At 45.8% G+C, this 25,974-nt stretch carries 16 protein-coding genes; 5 read left to right on the forward strand and 11 right to left on the reverse strand.

Annotated elements, in window-relative coordinates; all coding sequences use genetic code 11:
* The 3 genes from FGM00_RS12615 to FGM00_RS12625 are packed head-to-tail and all read left to right on the forward strand — an operon-like array spanning window position 1 to window position 2,610.
* Window positions 1-873: an alpha/beta hydrolase family protein gene (locus tag FGM00_RS12615; protein ID WP_138853255.1), complete on the forward strand. Its 873-nt coding sequence runs from the start codon at window positions 1-3 to the stop codon at window positions 871-873.
* Window positions 854-1,387, forward strand: coding sequence for a GNAT family N-acetyltransferase (locus tag FGM00_RS12620; protein WP_138853256.1), 534 nt, complete (start codon window positions 854-856; stop codon window positions 1,385-1,387). Before FGM00_RS12615 ends, FGM00_RS12620 begins: the two co-directional genes overlap by 20 nt.
* A complete protein-coding gene (locus tag FGM00_RS12625; protein ID WP_138853257.1) occupies window positions 1,384-2,610 on the forward strand; it encodes an ATP-binding cassette domain-containing protein in 1,227 nt (408 codons plus the stop codon). The genes FGM00_RS12620 and FGM00_RS12625 overlap by 4 nt, the downstream gene beginning before the upstream one ends.
* 53 nt (window positions 2,611-2,663) lie before the next feature.
* Here FGM00_RS12625 and secDF read toward each other — a convergent pair whose 3' ends face one another.
* On the reverse strand, window positions 2,664-5,669 hold the full coding sequence (gene secDF / locus FGM00_RS12630; protein WP_138853258.1) for a protein translocase subunit SecDF: 3,006 nt from the start codon (window positions 5,667-5,669) through the stop codon (window positions 2,664-2,666).
* Window positions 5,670-5,949: 280 nt separating this feature from the next.
* Entirely contained in the window at window positions 5,950-6,876 is a 927-nt protein-coding gene (gene mdh / locus FGM00_RS12635) for a malate dehydrogenase (RefSeq protein ID WP_138853259.1), read from the reverse strand.
* Window positions 6,877-7,139: 263 nt separating this feature from the next.
* On the opposite strand from mdh, the gene FGM00_RS12640 reads away from it, so the two are divergent.
* Entirely contained in the window at window positions 7,140-7,511 is a 372-nt protein-coding gene (locus tag FGM00_RS12640; RefSeq protein WP_138853260.1) for a hypothetical protein, read from the forward strand.
* Between the two features lie 87 nt (window positions 7,512-7,598).
* Here the strand turns inward: FGM00_RS12640 and gyrB are convergent, their stop codons facing one another.
* The gene (gyrB, locus tag FGM00_RS12645; protein WP_138853261.1) at window positions 7,599-9,602 is read right to left on the reverse strand and encodes a DNA topoisomerase (ATP-hydrolyzing) subunit B; all 2,004 of its coding nucleotides are present in this window, start codon (window positions 9,600-9,602) and stop codon (window positions 7,599-7,601) included.
* A gap of 254 nt (window positions 9,603-9,856) precedes the next feature.
* Complete coding sequence (asnB, locus tag FGM00_RS12650; RefSeq protein WP_138853262.1) at window positions 9,857-11,521, reverse strand: asparagine synthase B; 1,665 nt, start codon at window positions 11,519-11,521, stop codon at window positions 9,857-9,859.
* Between the two features lie 243 nt (window positions 11,522-11,764).
* Here asnB and FGM00_RS12655 point away from each other — a divergent pair, with 243 nt between their 5' ends.
* Window positions 11,765-12,319 (forward strand): DUF2911 domain-containing protein, encoded by a 555-nt coding sequence (locus FGM00_RS12655; RefSeq protein ID WP_138853263.1) that lies wholly within the window; start codon window positions 11,765-11,767, stop codon window positions 12,317-12,319.
* A 292-nt stretch (window positions 12,320-12,611) separates the two neighbouring features.
* On the opposite strand, the gene FGM00_RS12660 is transcribed toward FGM00_RS12655, so the two are convergent.
* The 7 genes from FGM00_RS12660 to FGM00_RS12690 all read right to left on the reverse strand — a co-directional run bounded on the left by FGM00_RS12660 (window position 12,612) and on the right by FGM00_RS12690 (window position 25,850).
* Window positions 12,612-14,231: an amidohydrolase gene (locus FGM00_RS12660; RefSeq protein WP_138853264.1), complete on the reverse strand. Its 1,620-nt coding sequence runs from the start codon at window positions 14,229-14,231 to the stop codon at window positions 12,612-12,614.
* Between the two features lie 207 nt (window positions 14,232-14,438).
* Window positions 14,439-14,864, reverse strand: a complete 426-nt coding sequence (locus FGM00_RS12665; protein ID WP_138853265.1) for a hypothetical protein — start codon at window positions 14,862-14,864, stop codon at window positions 14,439-14,441.
* Between the two features lie 182 nt (window positions 14,865-15,046).
* Window positions 15,047-15,829, reverse strand: coding sequence for an NYN domain-containing protein (locus tag FGM00_RS12670; protein ID WP_138853266.1), 783 nt, complete (start codon window positions 15,827-15,829; stop codon window positions 15,047-15,049).
* A 78-nt stretch (window positions 15,830-15,907) separates the two neighbouring features.
* The gene (blaOXA, locus tag FGM00_RS12675; RefSeq protein WP_236262773.1) at window positions 15,908-16,759 is read right to left on the reverse strand and encodes a class D beta-lactamase; all 852 of its coding nucleotides are present in this window, start codon (window positions 16,757-16,759) and stop codon (window positions 15,908-15,910) included.
* Window positions 16,760-16,855: 96 nt separating this feature from the next.
* Window positions 16,856-17,794 (reverse strand): PorP/SprF family type IX secretion system membrane protein, encoded by a 939-nt coding sequence (locus FGM00_RS12680; protein ID WP_138853267.1) that lies wholly within the window; start codon window positions 17,792-17,794, stop codon window positions 16,856-16,858.
* Between the two features lie 35 nt (window positions 17,795-17,829).
* Window positions 17,830-24,588: a T9SS type B sorting domain-containing protein gene (locus FGM00_RS12685; protein WP_138853268.1), complete on the reverse strand. Its 6,759-nt coding sequence runs from the start codon at window positions 24,586-24,588 to the stop codon at window positions 17,830-17,832.
* Window positions 24,589-24,833: 245 nt separating this feature from the next.
* The gene (locus FGM00_RS12690) at window positions 24,834-25,850 is read right to left on the reverse strand and encodes an OmpA family protein (RefSeq protein ID WP_236262774.1); all 1,017 of its coding nucleotides are present in this window, start codon (window positions 25,848-25,850) and stop codon (window positions 24,834-24,836) included.
* Window positions 25,851-25,974 lie beyond the last annotated feature (124 nt).

Consider the following 25,974-nt stretch of genomic DNA (forward strand, 5'->3'; position numbering starts at 1 on the left):
TTGACGGCGCAGGTGCAAGAATTCGAACTTCAAACGGCCATGGGTCATTCGCTTGGGGTGACCAAATTTTTCACGACAGCGTTTAATAAGGAGATAATGGTCATCTCCTCTGCCACTGGGGTTTTACAGAGATATTATGCAAAATTTGCTGAATTTTTCGCCTTAGAGGGATTTTGCGTTTATACCTTTGACTATAGCGGTATCGGCAAATCGGGTGGGAATGCAACGGAGCTCCAGAAAAATCCCATCAGCTTGACCGCTTGGGGCGCGAATGATCAGGCCGCGGTTGTGGCTTTAGCCAAGCGTACACATCCGGAAGCCCAGCTTACCTTAGTTACCCATAGTATTGGAGGCCAATTGTTAGGGTTTAATCCTCATTACCATATGTTGGATAAGGTCATCTTCGTAGCTTCGCAGGGTGGGTATTGGAATGACTTCAAAGGCCTTCATACTATTAAAATGTGGCTATTTTGGTATGTGATAATTCCCTCTCTCACCCCTATTTACGGCTTCTTCCCCGCAAAAAAACTTGGCCTATTTGAAAATCTTCCTAAGAACATGGTCTATGAGTGGGCCAGCTGGGGAAAACAGACCGAATATCTGATGAAATTTTACGATGAATCGAAATACTATCACGCCAAGTTTAAAATTCCCATACTATCGCTTAGTTTTTCGAAAGACAGCTACGCCCCGAAAAATACGGTAGATTGGTTGGCCGGCCTATTTACTAACGCAACGGTACACCGAGTACACCATCAGGCAAATACTGGAGAACGACATGTACAGCATTTTGGATTTTTTAAAAAATGGGCGCAGCATCCTTACTGGGAACAATGCCTACAATATATCAGAAATGGCACCTATAACACCTGATTTTATATTAGATTATGAAGAAAGCGAGCGACTGCGATTTCGAAGGTTGCTCCCTTCCGATTTTGAGGCTTGGCTCCCGTTTCATCAAGATCCCCGTAGCTCTCAATATTGGAAAGGCCTGCCTCAAGACCCTAAAATTGCTTGTCACGAACAGTTTCAACGAACTTTTGAACGATACGAAAAAGGGTTGGGCGGTATGAATGCCTTAATTTGCAAGGCTACGGAAGCCTTTGTTGGCATGGCCGGATTGCTTGTACAAACAGTTGATGATAAGCAAGAACTCGAAATCGCTTATTCCATTCTTCCGAAGTATTGGAAAAAAGGGTACGCTACCGAAGCCGCCATCAAATGTAAAGCATACGCCATGGCCAATAGGTTGGCGGACTCGCTAATTTCCATCATTCACATAGACAATGTTCCTTCGCAAAAAGTGGCGACGAACAACGGAATGGTCTGGGATAAAACCACCACCTATCGCAACAATCCGGTTCATATTTATAGAATTCGACTATGAAAAGACATGGAGCGATATTTATGGATAACGATTCCGATGCTAAATACATCATCGGGGCACTTTTGGGCGATGCTCCCCCGGAAGGATTTCATGAGCTCAGGGCTAAAAAAGGAATGCTCTTCTCGAAGCTGGCTCTTTTACATTATATAGATGAGGAAATGCGCCATGGCGCCACAGTACTCACAAGAAATACTGCTCAGACGCTACGAACCATGTCAAGCGGCGAACAGAAGAAGGCCCTGTTGGCACATATACTCGAAAATGGGGCCGATTATATGGTTCTAGACAATCCGTTCGACAATTTGGATTTGTCCACCCAAACCGAATTGAAAAAACGTTTAGCCGCTATTGCCCAACATACGCTATTGATACAGTTGCTGAGCAGAACGACCGACCTGCTTCCCTTTATCAGGCACTTTTATCGCTTGGATGGACGGGAGCTAATTCCGATCAAAAGTATAGCCGAAATTTCAAGAAGAATAAAGACCTTCACCGGCAGTATTCCACCACCATTATCCCAATATTCCATAAAAGAAAACATCCTCATCCAACTTAAAAACGTATCAGTTTCCTATTTCGAAAAACCCATTCTGGACCGGATTGATTGGACCATCAAGAAAGGGGAATTCTGGGAGCTTCGAGGCTCCAACGGTAGTGGAAAAACAACGATGCTTTCGATGATTACCGGCGAGAACCCAAAGGGATACGGACAAGAACTCTATATCTTCGGGAAGCTTAAGGGCAGCGGTGAAAGCATATGGGATATCAAAAAAAGAATGGGATACTTTACCCCTGCGATGACCGATACCTTTACTGGGTATCACTCCATAGAACATATGCTTATTAGTGGCTTGAATGACTCTGTTGGCTTGTACATTACCCCTTCGGAGGCGCAATTGCGACTTGCCAAGGAATGGTTGGCACTCATAGGCTTATGGGAGCGAAAAGATATACTCTTTCACGAGTTGGGTACGGGACAAAAGCGATTGGTCATGTGCGCCAGGGCAATGATCAAACATCCAATTCTCTTGATTTTGGATGAACCTACAGCTGGTCTTGATGATGAAAATGCGGCCCTCTTTGTAGCTTTGGTCAATAAATTCGCCAGGGAAAGTGAAAGTGCGATCGTTTTTGTCTCGCATCGATCCGAACCTGGTTTGACTCCACAATATATTTATGAGTTGATTCCAGGGCAAAATGGCTCCATTGGAAAAAAACAATAAAAAAGAGCCGCATTAGCAATACGGCTCTCTTGATGATTTTTATTTCGAAAGGCTTACGCCTTGGCCTTCACCTTTTCTTTTTCCTTTACAACTTCTTTAACAGGCGAAGTAACGTTCTTTTTCAGCGTGTCGTACATAATCGGTGTAGCGATAAACAAAGACGAATAGGTACCCACGATAATACCGATAATCATGGCGAACATAAAGCCTCTAAGCGATTCTCCTCCAAAAATAAAGATAGCCAAGAGTACCACCAATGTGGTCATCGAAGTATTCAAGGTCCGGCTTAAGGTACTGTTCAAAGCGAGGTTGATATTATCACCAGCTTTCCAGCCTTTTTCCTTTATAATCTCACGGATACGGTCGAATACGACCACGGTATCGTTCAAGGAATAACCGATTACCGTTAGTATTGCTGCGATAAAAGCTTGATCGATTTCGATGTTGAAAGGTACTGCCGAACCGAGAGTTCCCAATATGGAGAAAATCCCCAGCACGATCATCACATCATGGAATACCGCCGCAACAGCTCCCAAAGAGAATTGCCATCTACGGAAACGCAATAAAATATATAGGAACACGACCGCCAATGATCCGATAATCGCCAAAAACGCATTGTTTTTGATATCATCTGCAATGGTAGGACCTACTTTTACGGATTGAAGAATACCCAAGGCATCTTCACCGCCTCCGGTTATGAATTCCGCTTCGGTCATGCCATCAGGCAATAATTTTTGCAAGGCTGTGAACAATTTTCCTTGAATTTCATTATCTACCTCGATGCCCTCGACGTCTACTTTATAAGCTGTAGTCACTTTAATCTGGTTGGCCTCGCCATAGGTTTTGACGCCGGTTCCGGTACCAAAGACCTCGTTTAACTCCGATGCAATTTCAGAAGTATTTACTGGCTTCTCAAAACGGATTTGATAGGTACGGCCACCAAGAAAATCGACCCCTTGTTGCAACCCATTTGTAGCGATTGAAAAAACGCCTACTCCGACCAAAATTATTGAACAGATATAGGCAATTTTACGTTTGGACAGGAAATTGATACTGATGTTCCTGAACAAATTTTTGGTCATGCCTGTAGAGAAATCCAAACTTCTTCCCGGTTTGCTTATGTACCAATCTACCAACAACCTCGTGATGAAAATTGCGGTGAACAATGAAGTAGCGATACCAATCAATAAGGTAGTCGCAAAACCTTTAATTGGTCCCGAACCGAAAATGAACAATATTATCGCCGTAAGACCAGTGGTGATGTTCGCATCCAAAATAGATGACAAGGCGTTGCTAAAACCGTCCGCTACTGCTTGCCCCTTACCCTTGCCTTTCGCCAGTTCTTCCTTGATCCGTTCAAAAATAAGTACGTTCGCATCTACTGACATACCGATGGTCAAAACAATACCGGCAATACCCGGCAAGGTTAACACTGCACTTAAGCTGGTCAACACACCAAAAATCAATAGGATGTTCAACAACAAAGCGATATCGGCTGCAATACCGGCCTTTCCGTAATAGAAAACCATCCATACCAACACAATCGCCATGGCAATCAAGAAAGACATAAAACCACTATCGATAGCTTCTTGCCCCAAAGATGGACCCACGATTTCGGATTGAATGATTTCCGCGGAAGCCGGAAGCTTACCCGCCCGTAAAACGTTCGAGATATCCTTGGTTTCGTTCACGGTAAAATTCCCCGTTATTTGCGAATTACCCCCTGAAATAGGTCCAGTAGAAACACCTGGAGCAGTGTATACTTTATTGTCCAGTACAATGGCGATACCTGTTTGATTGGTGTATGCATCGCCTGTTAACTTCTCCCACAATTTTGCACCTTTGGTATTCATATTCATGCCCACCGAAGGTTTGTTGCCCAAATCGAATTCACTTCGAGCATCGGTAACCACGTCGCCACTGATTCTCGGTACACCTTCCCTATTTGATTTTAAGGCAAAAAGCTCTACGATTTCAGAACCTTCACTTGGGCGTTCCCATAAGAATTTGACGAATTGCAAATCTGCAGGCAATAACTTGCGTATCTCACGCATTCTAAGATATGAACCGATTTCGGCAGTGTCCTTTATAGCGGCAACACCAACGGCATAGCTCGGTGCACCCAATTGAAACTTGTCGAATAATGGATTTACCTGACTGGCCAAATCCAATGAATCTTGGGACACATCGGATAACAGGGAATCGATTTCCGACTCCGGTTTTGCCTCGATATCCTCAGTGTTGCCTTCTACCAAGGTTTTTAAGGCCTCGTTCGCTTGAAAGAAAAAACCTTGCAAAGCAGCATTATTGGGCTGGTAGGTTTCCCAAAACTCCAATTGTGCCGTGCTAGATAGAAGATCTTGGGCCCTTTTGACATCTCTTGCCCCAGGCAACTCGACCAAGATACGACCCGAGGTTCCCTCGCGCTGAATGTTCGGCTGGGTCACCCCAAAACCATCGATACGCTCTCGAAGCACCTCAAAAGCAGACTCTATCGATTCGTCTATTTTAGTTCTGATTTGTGATTTCACCTCGGCATCGGTCATGTCGGCCGTAATGGTTCCTTCCAAAGCACGGGTATAGAAAATATCGGGGGTAGCCAATTTAGCATCTCCCTTTACGTTATCCCAGGCCTCAAAAAAGAGCTCAACGTAGGTGTCGTCACTACTTTTGGAAGCCAAATCGGCATCGGCCAAAGCCTTGTTGAATGCAGGATTTTTGGTGTTGTTCGCCAATCCTTTCAAAATGTCCTTTACAGAAATCTGCAAGGTTACGTTGATACCGCCCTTAAGGTCAAGCCCTTTATTCAGTTCCTTTTTCTTAGCATCGTTGTAGCTAGTGTATCCAAGCACGGTATTCTCACCTATGGAATCCAAATAGGCCGTTGCCACTTCCTCCCTTTTCGTAAGATAGTCCTCTTCACTATCAGAAACTTGAACGGCCGCATAGCTGTCGGCGTCGTTTTCTATTTTATTCGTGATAAAGGTGTAGGATAATTGATAGATACTAATTAGCCCGAATAAGAAGGCAAAAAGCTTTATAAGTCCTTTATTTTGCATTAGTTAGGTAAATTATATTGTGATTGTTGTCTTGGATTTTTCTTACAGCCTGCAAATATATGATATTCCCATGCGATTTGACAATATATTTGGCAGTTATTGAGCTCTTCCCATCAAAAGCTACAAGACCGTTACACGCTAAGACATAAACCGTAAGACTTTACGAATTGACTGGATTTGAGTAAAAACCGCCAAGAAATCGTATACATATTGTCAAAACGAAAGGGTATCCCACGAACGTGGAACACCCTTCTTAATTCTCTACAGTAACCCGGCTATTTTATAGCTCCAAAAGGTCATTCGTTTTTTGAACACCTTCGGCACTTTCCTGCATTTTCGCCATTTCAGCATCGCTTAAGGGCACGTCCACTATTTTTTCAATTCCATCTTTACCCAATATAACGGGAACACCGATGCATAGTCCGTTTAATCCGTATTCACCTTCCAAATACGTAGAACAAGGGAATATTTTCTTTTGATCGCATGCGATAGCCTGCACCAAACCAGATACTGCTGCGCCTGGAGCGTACCAAGCGCTTGTTCCCAATAAACCTGTAAGCGTTGCACCGCCCACCTTAGTGTCTTCGGCAACCTGATTTAGACGATCTTCCGATAAAAATTCCGAAACCTTGATACTGTTTCTTGTCGCATGTGAAGTCAAAGGCACCATGCCTTTATCGCTGTGTCCGCCAAGTACCATCCCGTCAACATCAGAAATCGGTGCTTCCAAGGCCTCTGCTAATCGGTATTTGAAGCGGGCACTATCCAAAGCCCCTCCCATTCCTATAATTCGGTTTTTCGGTAAATCGGTCGTTTTGTGCACCAAATACGTCATGGTATCCATCGGATTGCTCACCACGATCATAATGACATTTGGTGAGTGTTCGATCAGGCTGGCGGAAACCGTTTTTACGATTCCGGCATTGATGCCTATCAACTCTTCACGTGTCATTCCTGGCTTGCGTGGAATCCCGGAAGTAATGACGGCGATATCGCTGCCCGCAGTTTTAGAATAATCACTGGTAACCCCTGTTATTTTGGTATCAAAACCATTTAGGGAGGCACATTGCATCAAATCCATCGCCTTCCCTTCTGCATATCCTTCCTTGATATCCAATAAAACGACTTCCGATGCGAAATTCTTAATGGCGATGTACTCTGCACAGCTCGCTCCTACAGCCCCTGCCCCTACAATGGTAATTTTCATAATAATTCTTTTTTAATTTCAGATAATTTTCATGTTTTCGATGGCTAAAAATACATAATCTTTAACAAACCAAAGTCACCGTAACCTGCTTAAATCTTGCCAATGCCGCACTTTTTTTGATCGATGAATTACATGGAACGTTAAAAAAAATTGCGGTTCAACGAAGATTATCGCAAAACGACGTCATACATCGAATTTTAGCAATTAAGGAAGGTGTATTTCCGTTAGATAAACCAACCCCCGAATCAGTAAAAACCTACATTATGAAAAAGCTATTTTCCCTCCTTGCCATAATTGGTATTGTTTTAGCTAGTAATTGTTCCCGAATTCCAGAAAACAATGACGCCATTATCGGTGTTTGGCAGAAAGCCGACAGAAAAGAAATCAGCGAAACCGAAAAAGAGACCAGTTTTAAAATATGGACTTTCAACGATGCGTATCTCGGTCGCTACAATCACCAATTAAATCAGGTCGAAGCCGTAAAGACGGACTTTCGATGGACAGAAGAAGACAACAAATATACGATTTCGTATCCCGGTACTGATCTTGCCGACCAAATCGTTACTTTAGAAAAAACGGAAAAAGGCGAGGTCTTACAAAGTTTGACCGGTGAAATCGTTGCCGTGAGAAACTAAGCGGCCTAAAGAATTTAATTCCAACAAAAAGCCGCAACCTTTACTAGGTTGCGGCTTTTTAATTATCCAGTTTTCCTACAAAAGCACTTACGCATCAATATTCGCGTACACTGCATTTTTCTCGATAAACTCTCTTCGTGGCGGCACCTCATCTCCCATCAGCATAGAGAAAATGCGATCGGCCTCGGTGGCGTTATCAATCGTGATTTGGCGGAGGGTTCTAAATCCAGGATTCATGGTAGTGTCCCACAGCTGTTCGGCGTTCATTTCACCCAGACCCTTATAGCGCTGAATGCTCACTCCTCCGCTATAGCTATCGGCGATTTCGTCGCGTTCCTGATCGTTCCAGGCGTAGCGTTTTTTACTTCCTTTTTTCACCAAGTACAAAGGTGGGGTAGCGATATACACGTGACCACTTTCGATAAGTTCACGCATGTATCGGTAAAAGAAGGTAAGAATCAAGGTTTCGATATGGCTACCATCAACATCGGCATCACACATAATAACCACTTTATGATAACGGAGCTTCTCTAAATTCAAGGCTTTACTGTCATCGTCGGTACCAATGGTAACTCCCAAGGCCGTGTAAATGTTCTTGATTTCCTCATTTTCGAAAACCCGGTGCGGCATCGCTTTCTCCACATTTAAAATCTTACCCCGTAAGGGCAGTATCGCCTGAAAGTTACGGTCGCGGCCTTGTTTGGCCGTTCCACCCGCGGAATCTCCCTCAACGAGAAATACTTCGCAATTTACGGGATCTTGATCCGAACAATCAGATAGTTTTCCGGGAAGGCCACCAATACTCATCACCGTTTTGCGCTGCACCATTTCGCGTGCCTTGGTCGCCGCATGTCGTGCCTGAGCCGCTAAGATTACTTTCTGAACGATTACCTTGGCATCATCAGGGTTTTCCTCCAAATAGTTGGTCAACATTTCCGATACGGCCTGACTTACCGCGGAAGTCACTTCCCTGTTGCCCAATTTAGTCTTTGTCTGGCCTTCGAACTGCGGTTCTGCGACCTTTACGGAGATGATTGCCGTCAAGCCTTCCCTAAAGTCATCGCCTTGCACCTCGAATTTCAATTTGTCGAGCATACCCGAGGTATCTGCATACTTTTTCAAGGTTCCGGTCAACCCTCTTCTAAAGCCGGAGAGGTGCGTACCTCCTTCGTGGGTGTTGATATTATTGACATAGGAATGAAGGTTTTCGGTATACGAGGTATTGTACACCATGGCGACCTCCACGGGAATTCCGTTTTTCTCCCCTTCCATGGAAATAACACCTTGGGTCAACTGTTCCCTGTTCGAGTCTAAAAACCGAACGAATTCTTTTAGGCCTTCATCGGAGTAAAAAACCTCTTCTACATAACCGGATGCGCTATCCTTATCTTTTTGACGCTTGTCCATTATCGAAATGGTAACGCCTTTGTTCAGATACGACAGTTCGCGCATTCTATTCGACAAGGTCTCATAACTGTATTCTATAGTCTGAGTAAAGATCTGCGTATCGGGCATAAAAGTGACCTCAGTACCCCGTTCGCTCGTTTCTCCGATGGTTTTTACAGGATATTGGGCTTTACCCCTCGCATATTCCTGTCGCCATATCTTACCTTCTTTATATACCGTAGCCGTTAAATGGCTTGATAAGGCATTTACACAAGACACCCCCACACCGTGCAAACCACCTGAAACCTTATAGGAATCTTTGTCGAATTTACCACCTGCGCCGATTTTCGTCATGACCACTTCCAGTGCCGAGACACCTTCTTTTTTGTGCATCCCAACGGGAATACCCCTACCGTTATCACGGGTAGTCACGGAGTTGTCTTCGTTTATGATGACCGAAATAGAGTCGCAATGCCCGCCCATGGCCTCATCGATAGAGTTATCGACCACCTCGTAAACTAAGTGGTGCAGCCCCCGCACACCAACATCGCCAATATACATAGACGGCCGCATGCGCACATGCTCCATACCCTCTAAGGCCTGAATACTATCAGCGGAATATTCCTTACTTCCTGTAGATTCCTTGCTAGAATCCAAGGGCTCGTTTTTTTTGTTTTCGTCTTCTTTATTTGCTTCTTCACTCATAAATTCAAAGGTTGTTTGAAGTTGTAATTTTGCAATCTTACAAATATACGCAATAGCCTATGAAATATGAGGTTTTGACAACTTATTGCACCTTTAAGTTATCAACAAATATTGTGGAAAAAATGAACGCTAAAAGCCACTTCTTTAACAAATAAAAAACAAAAGGCGCATCCTTTCGGAAGCGCCTTTCAGACTAATTAAAATAAAACCGGTCGAACAGAACCGATTGTCTTCAGTGCGTTGAAAATCGTTCTTTAATACGCTTCATCATGAACGTTGGCCACGGCCCTGCCCGAAGGGTCGTTCATGTTCTTGAATGCCTCGTCCCATTCCAGGGCGATTTTTGTGCTGCAGGCTACCGATGCCTCTTGAGGAACGCAGAGCGCCGCGGCGTCTGAAGGAAAATGCGATTCAAAAATGGTCCGGTAATAAAACTCCTCTTTGTTCTGAGGTGTCTGCAACGGGAACCTGAACTTGGCGTTGGCCAACTGCTCATCCGACACTTCGGCATCGACCACCTCTTTTAAGGTATCGATCCAACTGTAGCCGACCCCATCGGAAAACTGTTCTTTCTGACGCCATGCCACGCTATGTGGTAGCATATCTTCGAAAGCCTTACGGACTACCCATTTTTCCATGCGCTCGCCATTGATCATTTTGTCTTTCGGGTTGATACGCATGGCGACATCCATAAATTCCTTATCCAAGAAGGGTACCCGTCCTTCGATACCCCAGGCGGCCAGACTTTTGTTGGCACGCAAACAGTCGTACATGTGCAATTTGCTTAATTTACGAACGGTTTCCTCATGAAATTCCTGATCATTCGGAGCTTTGTGGAAGTATAGGTATCCGCCAAAAAGTTCATCGGCGCCTTCGCCTGATAATACCATTTTGATGCCCATTGATTTAATGACCCGCGCCATGAGGTACATGGGTGTTGAGGCGCGAATAGTGGTAATATCGTAGGTTTCCAGGTTGTATACTACATCCTTGATGGCATCCAACCCTTCTTGAATCGTAAATTTTATTTCGTGGTGAATGGTGCCGATATGATCCGCAACCTTTTGTGCGGCCGCCAAATCGGGCGAACCTTCCAACCCTACCGAAAACGAGTGCAATTGTGGCCACCAAGCATCGGCGGTGTCATCGGATTCGATTCGTTTTTGGGCATATTTTTTGGCAATAGCGGAAGTTACGGAAGAATCCAGCCCGCCTGAGAGCAACACGCCATAGGGAACATCCGACATTAACTGGCGGTGTACCGCAGCTTCCAGTGCTTCTTTGATTTCCTTGATGCTGGTCTCGTTTTCCTTTACCGCCTCATATTCCATCCAATCGCGGGAATACCATCTTTTTAGCTCCCCATCGGTGCTATGCAGATAATGTCCCGGAGGGAACAACTCTATCTTCGTGCAGGTACCTTCCAAGGCTTTGAGCTCCGATGCCACATAAAAGGTTCCATTCTTATCCCATCCCATATATAGGGGAATGATTCCCATATGATCTCGGGCGATGAAATATTCGTCCTTTTCTGTATCGTAAATGGCAAAACCGAAAATACCGTTCATCTCGTCCAAAAAAGCAGGTCCTTTGGCTTGATATAGCGCAAGGATAACTTCACAATCCGATTGGGTCTGAAAGTCGTATGAGCCTTCGAACTGCTTTCGCAACTCCCTATGGTTATAAATTTCGCCATTGGCCGCCAGAATCAACTTTCCGTCGGGACTCAATAGGGGTTGTTTTCCAGAGGCCGGATCGACTATTGCCAATCGCTCATGGGCCAAAATAGCTTTGGCATCCGAATAGATTCCGCTCCAATCGGGCCCTCTATGACGCACTTTTTTGGACATCTCCAATAATTGTGGCCTAAGTACTTCGGTACTTTCTTTAACATCAAAGGCGCATACAATTCCACACATATTAATCTTATTTATAGTAATTAGCGAGCAAAGATGCATTTAAACTTTCAATCTTAAAACATTAACTTCATTATATATTACATATCCGTACAATTATTATGATTTTCATATTATAATATAAGTGTAATATCTGAAACGGTCATATTTTAGATGGCTTTGTAAGTTGCTCTAATTTTAACGACTCTTTAGCAGAGGATCTTTAGATTACTCCGTAATTTTAAACACGAACAAATAAACACAATTATGAAAAGAGTTATTACCCTTGCCTTTATGGCATTGACTATGGTTTTCACTACGGAAGCCTTTGCACAAGAATTTAGCGGATTGGACAAAAGTCCCATGGATGCCGCATCTTTCCCTACCGATTACAAAGTAGCCGACAAGGTGGTTAAAATTGTATATGGTAGGCCACAATTGAAAGGTAGGTCTCTAGCGGAGTTGGCCCCTGCCGGTAAAGTTTGGAGAACAGGTGCCAACGAAGCACCGGAAATCACGTTTTACCAAGATGTAAATTTTGGAGGCCAGGATATCAAAGCAGGTACTTACGCGTTATTGACCATTCCCGGCGATAAGGAATGGACCGTTGTTTTACATGAAGGTCTCAACCAATGGGGGTCTTATTTTTACAAAGAGGGCAATGATGTTGCTCGTGTAAAAATCAATTCTACCTTAGCGGAAGAGCCCTTAGAGGAATTTTCCATTGCATTTAAGGAAGTTGAAGGTGGTGCACATATGGTTATGGGTTGGGATACCATGAGAGTTGCCGTACCTATTACTATGGAAGCTACAAAAATGTAGTAGTCATCCTCAAGAAGAAATTTAGGAAACCGTATGCCAGTTGGTATACGGTTTTTTTTGGATAGCAAATGGGGTATTTATACACCATTCTATTCGACGAGCCATTTAAAATTCGCTTCCCGGATTCAAAGAGCGCGGACAGGAGAAGCAATTCCAGAAAGTATAAATGATTGTTCCTTTAGAAAGACCGCTCCCTAACCCTCTCCCGAGGAGAGGGAACGCCGTTCGCAAAATGGATACGATAAATAAGGTCGCGCATCTTCATAACAACTACCCTTGACCCGTCAAAAGTTTATTCCGCAACGCGGCCGGCAATGTAGGTCTGCTGCGCTTGGATAGATGGGATATCCTTCAGCGGAACTTCCATCAAATCGTCGCTATAAATCGTGAAATCGGCAAACTTTCCTACTTCTATACTTCCCTTTTCGTCCTCTTCAAAATTGGAATAGGCCGCCCAGATGGTCATGCCTCTTAAGGCTTCCTCCCTAGTAAGTGCATCATCCATTTGGAAGCCTCCTTCCGGATAATTTTCGGTATCCTTTCTTGCCACGGCAGCGTAGAAGGTCAAAAATGGACTTACTTGCTCCACCGGAAAATCGGTGCCCAAGGCAACAATATCTGCCTTGTTCAATAGCTTTTTGTACGCATAGGCACCTTTCATTCGATCAGGGCCCAAACGTTCCTCCGCCCAATACATATCGCTTGTAGCATGCGTGGGTTGTATCGATGGAATGATGCCTTCCGAGAAATAGTCGAAATCAGTGGAATCGATGACCTGTGCATGTTCTATTTTCCAACGCCTGTCCGGCCGGTCTTTCAAAACTTCCCTATACGTTCGCAAGACCAAGGCATTTGCCGAATCGCCAATCGCATGCGTATTCATCTGGTATTCCGAAATGGCGAGCCTTCGGGCCAAATCCTTTATTTCGTCGATAGGCGTAACCATTGCCCCGTAATGATTCCACTTATCGGTGTAAGGTCTTTTAAGAACCGCCCCCCGAGAACCCAGAGCGCCATCGCCATATACCTTCACAGAACGCACATTAAGACGATCGGTCTTGACCGGACCTTGGTAAATATAATGGTCAACGTCTTCAGGATTGTTGCTTACCATAGCGTATACCCGAATGGATAGTTCACCCGTTTGTTGAAGACTATCGATCAATTCAATCGTCGAACGGTCTAGCCCGGCATCGTTTACCGTCGTCAATCCGTAATTGAAACATATCCTTTGCGCATCCTTGAGGGCCTGTACCTTGGTTTCCAAACTGGGTGGCGGCATTACCGAATCGATCAACCGCATAGGGTTATCAATAAGTACCCCTGTATTTCCGTAGGCATTCTTAACGATTTCACCCCCATCTACCTTGGTATTCCATTTGATTCCGGCCATATCGAGAGCGGCTTGGTTGACCAGATAGGCATGACCATCGACCCTCTCTAAGACCACCGGGGTTTCGGGAAACAACTCGTCCAGTTCTTTTTTCGTTGGGAATTCCTTCACTTCCCAATCATTCTGATCCCACCCCATTCCCCGCAACACGGGCTGCGGTTTTAGGCGCTGAAAATCCTCTACTTTCCGTAAGACCTCCTCAAAACTACTGGTACCACTGAAATCGGCCAACTGTTGATTAAGGCCCAAGCGATAAAAATGACAATGGGCATCAATAAGTCCGGGAGTAATGGTACGGCCATCGGCATCGAGAATTTGATCCGCTGTGTAAACATCGCGAACCCCCTCGGTCGAGCCCACCGCTACAAACTTACCCTTATGCACTGCAAAGGCCTGGGCCTGAGTAAAGCCCTCGTCTACTGTATACACATTGGCATTGATTACAACGAGGTCTACCTCCTCTTTCAGTATTTCGCAACTGGCAAAGACCAGCAGTAGCAGTAAACTTATTTTTTTCATATGCGTATAATTTGGGAGGAGCACAAATATACGAGAGGACAAACAAAGATTAAAGGAATTTTTGAGACGGAGAGCTCCTCTTTGAAGGTGAAACGGACTAAAATTTGATTATTGGAATCTCCTTAACTAAAAAAACATCCTCTTGCACCATGATGGGTACAATAGGATGTTTGCAATGCTTTATCTGGTCTACGCTATTGTAGCTGTTTATTCCTGTGAGAGCGTTTTGGTACCTGAAATGGCAAAGGTGCCTTGTGAAGAGGTGCTGGTACCGGAAATAGTACTTCCAGCAACTTTTAGGCTAACAGCGACCTTATCGCCTTCGACCATCACATCGAACATAATCGTACTGCCCTTGGTGGTTACATTCTCTCCCTTCATGGTGCCGCCACCCGTCTGAATTTGTACTTTATACGAATTCCCGTCTGCCACGATGAGTAGAAAACCCTCTTCATAACCTTCCGGGGCTCCTGCAACGGTATATGCCCATCCTCCTTCAAATTTATCTTTTATGAAAGTCTCTACTGTTATATCATCGGATGAATCGGTAAATGCCAAAGTCGCCTGCAAGGGCATTGCCATAAGTATGGCGGCGACAAAAATTTTGAAAATCAACTTACTGTAATCTTTCATTGTATTTGTTTTAAGAATGCGGTGAACACATTTGTTGGTTTCTAAATAATCATTATAAATGTAAAAAATATTTCCCTTGGTGTATTACAAGCATCGTACCACAAATTTATTTCGGTAAGATAATCCTTCTAAGGGTACAAAGAAATCCAACTTTATCAAGGCGCGGATTTTATGCAATCCGTTTATTTTCGGAATCCCGCCTTCGTTTTTCGTTTTTCCTTGATCTTCACGTATATTAATTTGTTCCTTCCCTTGGAATCTTCGCGACGCTCGACCTCAAAATCTTTAATGGAACTGATCAATGGTGTCAATTTTTGAAAACCATAGTTTCGGGCATCGAAATTGGGCTGTTTTTTTTGAAGCAAACTGCCAACGTCACCTAAAAAAGCCCAGCCTTCATCATCGGCAACGTCCTGAATGGTATTCGAAATCCAACGAACCTCCTTCGTGGTAATTTTATCGACGTTCTGTTTGGTTTTTTTCTTGCCTTTCGGTTGGTCTGAAGCTCCATCGCTCTCTTCCTCCTCTTCCGAAGAGTTCTTTAGAATTTCGATATAAATGAATTTATCGCAGGCCACAATAAAAGGATTGGGTGTTTTCTTCTCCCCTATCCCGTACACCTGCATCCCAGCCTCCCGCAGTCGCGTCGCCAAACGGGTGAAATCGCTGTCACTACTCACCAAACAAAAACCATTCACTTTACCGGAGTATAGGATATCCATGGCATCGATGATCATGGCAGAATCGGTCGCATTCTTCCCTTGGGTATAGCCATATTGTTGTACCGGTGTAATCGCGTTGTCGAGTAGGATATGCTTCCATTTACTAACCCGAGGATTGGTCCAATCCCCGTAAATACGTTTAATGGTGGGGTTACCATATTTGGCGATTTCCTCCATCATTTCTTTTACATAGGCCGAGGGAATGTTATCGCCATCTATAAGTACTGCTAGGTTAACGTCCATTAGTAGTGGTTATCATGTATTTGAATTGTTGCAAGTTAGGGTGTTTTTACGACGATTGCCAATAGCGGATCGACAAACTCATTTGAGTATGCCTATTTGTTGTAGAGCGGCCATGGTAACTTCTTTCCTGATGGCAGCAAATCGCTTCATATCAAAATCGGGTAATGGCTCGATATTCGTTGCGAAGAAATACGGGTTCCCTCCGATTTCCACATATCCTACAAACCAGCCGTTATCCGTATTGTTGGCGGTGGCCCAACCCGTTTTGCCGCTTAAACTATAAGCCTCCTTTTTTTCGATGACCATAAGGGATTTCATTAGCGCTTCGGTGCGTTTTGAAATCGGAAGTTTGGATTCGTAAAAGCGCTGAAGAAAATTAATCTGTTGCAACGGACTTATCTTGGATGTACCTTCAAGCCAAAAGTGGTCGATGTTGGTCGAGTCGACTTTCATCGCGCCATAGCGGAATTCCTTCAAATAATACTTCATCCTTTTTACGCCAATTTTCAGTGCTACCTCTTGGTAACAGGGCACACAGGAATAATGAAATGCTTGGTTAAAAGTCAGGTCTTGCTCCCATACTTTCAGATACCGTTCTTCCCCATTCCATTTGAAAAGCGTACTATCGTGCTGCACAACACCGGTTTCCAGGGCAATCAAGGAATTTGGAATTTTAAAGGTAGACGCAGGCAAACGTTGGATACCGGCCCAATCAAAATCATTGGAATAAAGAGTTTTGGCCCGGGAATCCATAATGACTATAGCTCCTTTGACCTTTGCGCTATCCAATATGGATTGTAAGTCGGCCGTTTGAATGCGCTTATTTTCCAAGACTTCCGACGGTGTCGCTTCGGGAGCCGCCTTCTTTTCACCACATGAAAACAAAAGGGACGTAGCAATAAACAGTAAGGATAACTTTAATGAACCCACTCCATTACATGTTGAAATTAAGAAGTTAAAAATAAGCAAGAAGTAAGTTCAATCCTAGCGTTTAAAATCGAATAGGACAGCTATCAATGGGCAAAATTAGAAAAATCTGGGCGTAATCACTCCCTTGTACTTGGCGAGCAATTCGTATCTGAGCATCACTTCAAAAGACCCATCGTTAAACTGGGTACTTCCCAATTCCGTAGTTTCCCTATCGTATGCCAGGCCGACCATAAAGGCATCGGAAATCTGAAATCCAAATAGGGCACTCACAGCGGCATCCCACCTGTAGGCCACGCCTAGGGTAAATTTTTCGTTGAACATGACATTCGCCGAAATATCGAGCTGAAGCGGCGCTCCTTGTACTGCTTTCAACAAGGCCGCAGGCTTCAACTTTATCCCGCGGTCAAAGTCGAATACGTAGCCAGTAATCAAATAGATATTCATTCGTTCTTGCGCCAAGAAAGAGGTTCCCCCTTCGGAAGTATCGAAATGCTCGGTCTTTAAGAAATTCGGCACCGAAAGACCGGCATAAAAGACATTCGTGTGGTAATAAATACCAGCTCCAAAATTTGGTGAGAATTTTTTATCGATGTTGTTCAGGCCAGCCCCATTCGCTTCATTGCTATAGTTCCGCAGTTTACTAAAATCGATGTTCAATAAATGCCCTCCAGCTTTTAACCCGAAGGATAGTTTACCTTGTTCCGAAACCGGGACGGTATAAGAGAATACCGCGTCAAAATATGTATCCTGGTTGGTTCCGTTTCCAATTTCGTCATTCACTATCGACAGCCCGACACCCAGGCGTTCCGTAATTGGGGTGTGCAAATTCAAGGTTTGTGTCGTTGGCGCCCCATCCAATCCTATCCATTGGGAACGATGTAGAGCGGCGATGCTCAAAACACCCCTCGATCCGGCATAGGCGGGATTGACCGATACCGTGTTGTACATGTACTGGGTATACTGGGCATCTTGCTGCGCTTTTACGCCCCATAGTGAAGCACTAAGAAATGCTATGATTACTATTGATTTTTTCATTGTATCATCATCTTTTGGTCGGGAACCTTTTGCTCCTATCGGTTAATATACAGGTAGCCATTCTTCGTGCGACTTTCACCATTGTTCACGTAGGTTACAATGTAGAAGTATACACCTACGGGAAGTTCTTCATTTTGATTAACGGTTGCCCTTCCATTGGAAATTCCGCGGAAGGAATTCCCTAGATTATCATAAGCCCTTGTCTCGAAAACCAACACACCCCAGCGGTTGTAAATACGTACGGTATTATTTGGATAGGCTTCTATGTTGGTAATCTTGAAAATGCCATCATTTATTCCCGGCTGCACGAGATCGGACTCAAAGGCAATATCGCAAGGTTCGCCTACCGGCGGTGTTCCTCCAACAGAACTACAGGCATCCAGCGGATTGGTAGCATCCGTAACTTCTTGGCCATCATTGACGCCGTCACCATCGGTATCGGCCACTGCCGGATTTGTGTTTAAAGCATCCTCCTCGTCATTTGACAAACCGTCCATATCACAATCAGAAGTACCTAGAGGTGTTCCCCCAAGGGAATTACAATCGTCTAAAGGATTTGTATTGTCCGTTACCTCCTGCCCATCATTGATGCCGTCACCATCGGTATCAGGGTCGTAGGGGTCGGTCCCTAGATCAATTTCTTCCCCATCGGTCAAACCGTCGCCATCGCTATCACAGAGCGAATTGGTAGCATCTGGATCACAAGCATTTAATGGATCACTACTTTCATTGGGTATAATCGGGGTGGTAGCATCATCAACGCCGTTCACCTCTTCGCCGTCGGTCAGCCCATCACCATCCGTATCCGAATTGTTGGCATCGGTGCCGGCGGCCGCCTCCTCGTCATTCGTTAAACCATCGTTATCGCAATCGGCGGTGCCGAGCGGCGTACCGCCAACCGAACTACAGGAATCCAGCGGATCCGTACCGTCGGTATTTACCTCCTGGCCGTCGTTAATGCCGTCGCCATCGCTATCGGCCACGTTCGGGTCGGTCCCGGCAGTCGCCTCCTCGTCGTTGGTCAAACCATCGTTATCGCAATCGGCAATGCCCAGCGGCGTACCGCCAACAGCGCTACAGGAGTCCAACGGATCCGTGCCATCGGTATTCACTTCCTGGCCGTCATTAATGCCGTCGCCATCGCTATCGGCCACGTTCGGGTCGGTGCCGGCAGTCGCCTCCTCGTCATTGGTCAAACCATCGTTATCACAATCGTCGGTTCCCAGGGGCATACCGCCAACGGAGCTACAGGAATCCAAGGGATCCGTGCCATCTATATTCACTTCCTGGCCGTCATCAATGCCGTCGCCATCGCTATCGGCCACGTTCGGATCGGTGCCGGCGGTCGCTTCTTCATCGTTCGTTAAGCCATCGTTATCGCAATCGGCGGTGCCCAGCGGCGTACCACCAATCGAACTGCAGGAATCCAAGGGATCCGTGCCGTCTGTATTCACTTCCTGGCCGTCATCAATGCCGTCACCATCACTATCGGCTAGGTTCGGGTCGGTGCCCAAAGTGGCTTCCTCGGCGTTGGTTAGTCCATCATTATCGCAATCGGCAGTTCCCAGCGGCGTTCCGCCAACGGAACTACATGAATCCAACGGATCCGTGCCGTCGGTGTTGACTTCCTGGCCGTCATCGATGCCATCACCGTCGGTATCGGCCACGTTCGGGTCGGTACCTATGGTCTCCTCTTCGTCGTTCGTCAAACCATCGTTATCGCAATCGGCGGTGCCCAGTGGCATACCGCCAACCGAGCTACAGGAGTCCAACGGATCCGTACCATCGTTGTTCACTTCCTGGCCGTCATCGATGCCATCGCCATCACTATCCGCTACTTCAGGGTCGGTCCCGGCCGCGGCCTCATCGTCATTGGTCAAACCATCGTTATCACAATCGTCGGTTCCCAGCGGCATACCGCCAACGGAGCTACAGGAATCCAACGGATCGGTGCCATCCATCGTTGCTTCTTGCCCATCATCCACGCCATCTCCGTCGGTATCGGCATCATTCGGATCGGTACCCAAAGAAGTTTCCTCGTCGTTGGTCAGGCCATCGTTGTCACAGTCAGCTGTGCCAAGCGGCGTACCGCCAACGGAGCTACAGGAATCTAAGGGGTCGGTACCATCGGTATTTACTTCCTGACCGTCCGGGACGCCGTCGCCGTCGGTATCGGCTATACTTGGATCAGTTCCCGCGGTAACTTCCTCGTCATCCGTTAGGCCGTCCGTATCGCAATCATTGGTGCCTTGTGCCCGCCAATTTGGATCGGTACTCGGTTCGCAAGGGTCGTTTTCCGTGCCTGGCTCATCTACATCACAAACATTATCCCCGTCGGTATCAGGGCAACTGGGCACAGTAACAAAAATTGTGGCCGTGGCACATACCGTACCATTGCAGATCTGATAGATTATAGTCACGGTACTGTTGTCATCGGTCGCGTTGGGGGTGTATGTTATTTCTCCAGTAGCATTGTTGAAACTATAGGGACCGTTTGCACTACCTCCTCCAAAGTCGGAAAGAGTACTACCAACGGGGAAATCGTCGTTATTTACAATATTGAATGTCTTGGCAATTCCCACATCAGCGCCAGTAGCATCGTCAACTGCCGTTGCTACCGTGGGATTGGGGTCGGTATTATTTGGGTTGCCGTCGCCGTCGCAGTCGTCGGTACCAAGAGGAGTACCTCCGTTAGAGCTACAGGAATCCAAGGGGTCCGTACCATCGGTATTCACTTCCTGACCGTCATCGATACCATCACCATCGCTATCGGCCACATTCGGATCGGTGCCGGCGGTCGCCTCCTCGCCGTTGGTAAGGCCATCGTTATCGCAATCGTCCGTAACCAGTGGCGTACCGCCAACGGAACTACAGGAATCCAAGGGGTCCGTACCATCGGTATTCACTTCCTGACCGTCATCGATACCATCCCCATCGCTATCGGCCACATTCGGGTCTGTACCTACCGTTGCCTCTTCGGCATTCGTAAGTCCATCGTTATCGCAATCCGAGCTCGTCAATGGTGTTCCTCCATTCGATTCACAATCATCCAAAGGATCGGTGCCATCGGTATTTACTTCCTGACCATCAGAAATACCGTCATCATCGGTATCGGCATTGTTAGGATCGGTACCCAATGCAATTTCCTCGTCGTTGGTCAATCCATCATTATCGCAGTCATCGGTGCCGAGTGGCATACCGCCAACGGAGCTACAGGAATCCAAAGGATCCGTGCCATCGGTATTCACTTCCTGACCGTCATCGATGCCATCGCCATCGGTATCGGCTACTTCCGGATCGGTGCCGGCGGTCGCTTCTTCATCGTTCGTCAAGCCATCGTTATCGCAATCGTCGGTTCCCAGCGGAGTACCACCGATAGCGCTACAGGAATCTAAGGGGTCGGTACCATCTGTATTTACTTCCTGGCCGTCATCAATACCGTCACCATCGGTATCGGCAACGTTCGGGTCGGTACCTAAAGTAGCTTCCTCGTCATCGGTCAACCCATCGGTATCACAATCATTGGAACCTTGGGGCTGCCAATTCGTATCCGACATAGGCAAACATGGGTCATTGGGGTTCGGGTCATCTACATCGCAAATGTTGTCACCGTCCGTATCAACACAGGCGGGAATGGTTACGAATATCGTGGCCGTCGCGCAAAGGGCGCCATTACAAACTTCATAATCGATCGTGACCGTGCTATTGTCCTCGGAGGCCAGTGCCGTATAGGTCACTTCCCCGGTAGCTTGGTCTATGCTTAATGTTCCCGATGCATTTCCAGTACCTAAATCGGTAATCGTACTGCCCACTAAGAAATCATCATTGGTCAGTATGTTGAAGGTTTTTGCAACACCTACGTCGGCGGAGGTATTGTCATTTGCGGCAGTTGGCACCATTCTATTGGGATCAGTGCTGTCCGGGTTACCATCATTATCGCTATCATCATCAAAGGAATCAGCCGTACCGTCACCGTCGGTATCGATACAGACGTAGCTGCTAGACGTTATGACAATGCCATTGATGCCACCCGTTCCATCGTCGTTTGAGTTTCCAATCTTAAAATTGGTCGCGGTTAAGCAATCAACGGTAAAATTGGATAACACCCAACCCGCAACCGACGCATCCATATACGGTAGGGCATCTATACGATTTCCTGATGTTGTAGTGACGAACAATTCGATTTTTCCGGAACTTCTCGCTTTTAATTCCGGATTTCCTTCCCCTGTCCACGGGGTCCAACTGCCACTATTATTGGAATCGAAGATTCCGCCAGTACTAAATTCCGGTTGGTTCTGCCAATGGGTCTGATCAAAGTAGAGTACCGGAACATCATCTATCTGGAACTGAAGCCCATCATCAAAATCGGTCGTCGTAATAAGAAAATCACAACCATTATAGATATCGTTCCCGTTTAATGTGGTCTGCAGCGTAAAATCGGTAATTACTTCCAACCCGGTACCCGATCCACTTTGCCCATTGGCCGTGATTGCTATGGGATACCCACCCGTTACGGTAGCGGTAATATCGCCGGTAATATTCGTGGAAGAGGTATTTGCGGCACACTCGGCCATATTGGTTATACCATCGCCGTCACAATCGGAAGTAGGCAAAGGATTCCCGCCTACGGAATCGCAGTCGTTGTTCGGATCAGTGCCATCGACATATACTTCCTGACCATCAAGAATACCATCACCATCGGAGTCGGGATTGTTGGGGTCGGTTCCGAAAGAGGCCTCATCCTCATCATTGATACCATCGCCATCGGCGTCCGGTTTGGGCTGTATGACGATAACCTCCGAAGGGTCATCAGCCACCGCATTGGTATCGATCTGATCTTGGGAATTGGTGACTGTATTGGTGACAGTTGTTTCCGTCAAAATACCATCTGCCCTTGCGGTCAATGTCAAGCTATGTATTTCACCGCTATTGAGGGTACCTATGTTCCAATCGGGACTGGTCCACGTTCCAAAACTTGGCATTGCGGACACCAAAGTTAGTCCGGTTGGCAGATTGTCGGTCAACACTAAGTTAGTATCCGGGTCGATTCCTAAATTCTGTACGGTAATGGTAAAAATCACTTCATCCCCTTCTGTAATCGTATTAGTGTTCGCGGTCTTTTTTACCACAATCTCCGGATCGCAATTATATGCGGAAATAACGGACGAATCGTACATACAGGGACCTTTACTTACCCTAACAAAAAAATCGCCGGGTTCAACTGGCGTATAGGAATTTGTAGTTTCACCGGCAATCAAGTTGCCATTTTGAAACCACTGGTAGGTGTCGAAATCACCACTTATTTCGATAACGTCGGCCCCGGGCAGGCATCCACCGCCGGTAATATCCAATTCCACTATGGGTACGCTATCGAATCCTGAAAAATATCCGGCGATACCAGCGTTACTATTCACTCCCAAAAAACCTACGGCAATAGGCCCGGTAGACTGCACCGAAACATTCCCGGTCAGACTGGGCACATAAAAGGTTTTCCATTCGGTAGAGCCGTTCACAGACCTGCTTGTCAACGAGGCCCCATTAGTAGTTCCATTGCCGTCGGTTACGTTGATATTCGCATCCGGAGTAACCGCTGCCGCTATGATGGTAATACCACCATTGAAGTTGAGGCCGTCTACATTCCTGATGTTGGCAATGTTGCTCAAATTATCCGGGAGAAGGCAATTCACGGGAGCGATGAAGTTCAAGCCAATGGTCTGGATTCCAGAGGAACCTGCCAGACACTGATAGGCATAGGCGTCTTTGCTCGTAACGACATGCATATTGCCCCCCGCACTAAAATTGGAATAGTTGATACCGGGAATGACAAAATAATCGCCATCATTGATAGTGGCTATCGGCGTGGAGGAACCATTTACGAAAATATCCGTTCCGTTTTGAGTACCTATGATTATGGGAAACTCGGTTTCATTGGTACCGTTACCGCGCACGAAAATATACTCCCGACCAATCACATTTTGGGGCACCGGTTGGTCAATGGCCGCATCACGACTTTGAGAACCCGCCCGTACGCCAGTGTTCAAGCCCCCGTTGCTTATTGCGATTTTCTTGTCTGATTGTATGGTTGCGCCCAACCAGCCGTCAACATTAGCAGCCGTTTCATTCTTTAAGGCTTCAAAAACAAAGGACTGACCCGCGTTTAAAGTAATTTGATAAGAGTCATCGGTAAGCCCATCCGGGTCATTTTGCAACCGAAATTCGCAGCCGGGATCATATCCAAAGATATCTACCGTCGTATTATCCTCGGTAGCCATAATACCCAAAGTAGTCGTAAGGTTTGCGTTGTTCGCCCTATTCGGTATACCGCCCCATTTAAAAAGCGTTCCTAAGGCTTGTCTTCCTTTTGAGGTAAGCGACGTGGCCTGGGCATTGGATCTGCCCCTGTAGTTTACATAGAATTTTTGTCCTCCAGGTGCTAAAAATCGCAGCCCGCTTGTATTGAGTACGATTCCCGTATTACCATTCCCCACCAGCGTAATCTCATTATTTCCATCAGACACGTTGTATTGTGCCGGGCTGTTATTCGAAACAGTTAAAGTGGCAATCGGTGTTGTTCCCGTTCCCCTGAAGACCTGAACATTAAAGGCAGCGGTTTCCGGCGTTGAAAGATAGAAGGCCTGTTGCCTGATGGCTTGGTTGTTCGATACCTGTTTTAAAGGCGGTAGGTAATGCAGGTCGCTCAATTGCGCTGTCACGAATTGCGAACAGAATATCCATATGACTATTGTGATAAATTGGAACTTGTTCCGTCTAATTGGGGAAACTTTACTTCTCATGTGTTCTCGATTGTTATCCTAAAAGCTGGTTTTCCACTAAATTACCGGAACAAGACCTTTAATTGAAGAATATGTTGTGGATCAAAGGGGATATGTATGTGAAAGCCTGTAAAGGTGTGGTGTATCGGAAATCGACCGTAACGACTGGTCTAATCGATGAAAAACACTCAAAAATTTAGGAAAAACAGCACCTTTTAAGCCAATATTACAGCTTCAATCGCCATTTTCTTCGGGTTGAAATAGCCCTATTTTTGATTTGCATCGTCAACTGTAGTGATACGAAATTCTACCCGTCTATTGAGTTCCCTACCCGACTTGGAACTGTTATCGGCAATGGGTTTGGTTCCCCCATGCCCTGCCCAGGAGACCCGCTCTTTGGGAATGCCTTTTTTAACCAGATAATCGGCAACAGCCTTGGCGCGATTTGCGGATAATCTTTTGTTATAGGTTTCGGTGCCTATGGTATCGGTATGCCCGTTAATAGACACCAGAAGTTGTGAATTGGTTTTCAAATACTCATAAAGTCTATCGATTTCGGCAATGGAAGTTGTTACCAAATCGGATTTATCGAATGAAAAAAGCAGGTTTTTGAAGGTATGTACTTCATTAATCTCGTAGGACTCGTTGGAAGAATCCATAGACTTTAGAACCACCTCGTCCAAATAGTAGTAGGCGCCCTGTTTGGCCGTTCTTTTGGTACGAAAAAGCCGGGTTCGTCTATTGTTTTTGAAATTACCGAGTATCAAATACTTTTCAGTACCCTTGGCCACAAATTGGGTGTGTACCAGGAGCCAATCTTTCGTATCGGAATAGAAATTGCTGTAACCGATTTCCATATAATGATATTCATGATCTGCCAGGGAATACCATAATTTTTTCGAGAATTCCTTGCGTGTCTCCAGTACTATTTTTTTATTGGTGAACAACAATCCGAATTCCTTGACGGCAAAATCCGAACGCTCCGCCAGACTGATATAAAAGGAGACCTGGTATTTTTTACCCGCAATAAGGGTTTCCGTTAACTCGGCCTGCAGGTATTCGCGGTAATCGTCAGGGGCATATAAATACAAGCCAGCATAGCCTTCGCCAAATTCTGCGGGTTGCTTACCATTGAAGTTCTCAGGGGTGCCCATGGCCACACTGCAACCGTTAAAATAATCCGTAGAGCCCAATGTGGGGGTTGACCAATGGTGCACATCACTGGCCAGATTTCCTAAACCTTCCGGGCATTTATTAAAATCCTCAAAGCTTGGGTTTTTCACAAGATTCTGTGACCATACTGAGAAAAAACAGCATAGTGAACAACATGGGATGCAATATTTGTAGAAAATCGGTAGCACAAACGAGTGTTCTTTACTACCGCTAAAATAAGGATTTAGGGCCGAC

Source organism: Aggregatimonas sangjinii, from assembly GCF_005943945.1.
In the GTDB taxonomy this organism is placed as follows: Bacteria; Bacteroidota; Bacteroidia; order Flavobacteriales; family Flavobacteriaceae; genus Pelagihabitans; species Pelagihabitans sangjinii.

Excerpts from the sequence above, each read along its gene's own strand:
- FGM00_RS12670 (WP_138853266.1), bottom strand. The coding sequence starts at position 15,829 with ATGGACGTTAACCTAGCAGTACTTATAGATGGCGATAACATTCCCTCG.
- FGM00_RS12655 (WP_138853263.1), top strand. The coding sequence starts at position 11,765 with ATGAAAAGAGTTATTACCCTTGCCTTTATGGCATTGACTATGGTTTTC.
- FGM00_RS12620 (WP_138853256.1), top strand. The coding sequence starts at position 854 with ATGGCACCTATAACACCTGATTTTATATTAGATTATGAAGAAAGCGAG.
- secDF (WP_138853258.1), bottom strand. The coding sequence starts at position 5,669 with ATGCAAAATAAAGGACTTATAAAGCTTTTTGCCTTCTTATTCGGGCTA.
- FGM00_RS12680 (WP_138853267.1), bottom strand. The coding sequence starts at position 17,794 with ATGAAAAAATCAATAGTAATCATAGCATTTCTTAGTGCTTCACTATGG.
- asnB (WP_138853262.1), bottom strand. The coding sequence starts at position 11,521 with ATGTGTGGAATTGTATGCGCCTTTGATGTTAAAGAAAGTACCGAAGTA.
- FGM00_RS12625 (WP_138853257.1), top strand. The coding sequence starts at position 1,384 with ATGAAAAGACATGGAGCGATATTTATGGATAACGATTCCGATGCTAAA.
- FGM00_RS12665 (WP_138853265.1), bottom strand. The coding sequence starts at position 14,864 with ATGAAAGATTACAGTAAGTTGATTTTCAAAATTTTTGTCGCCGCCATA.
- FGM00_RS12640 (WP_138853260.1), top strand. The coding sequence starts at position 7,140 with ATGAAAAAGCTATTTTCCCTCCTTGCCATAATTGGTATTGTTTTAGCT.
- mdh (WP_138853259.1), bottom strand. The coding sequence starts at position 6,876 with ATGAAAATTACCATTGTAGGGGCAGGGGCTGTAGGAGCGAGCTGTGCA.
- gyrB (WP_138853261.1), bottom strand. The coding sequence starts at position 9,602 with ATGAGTGAAGAAGCAAATAAAGAAGACGAAAACAAAAAAAACGAGCCC.
- FGM00_RS12685 (WP_138853268.1), bottom strand. The coding sequence starts at position 24,588 with ATGAGAAGTAAAGTTTCCCCAATTAGACGGAACAAGTTCCAATTTATC.
- FGM00_RS12660 (WP_138853264.1), bottom strand. The coding sequence starts at position 14,231 with ATGAAAAAAATAAGTTTACTGCTACTGCTGGTCTTTGCCAGTTGCGAA.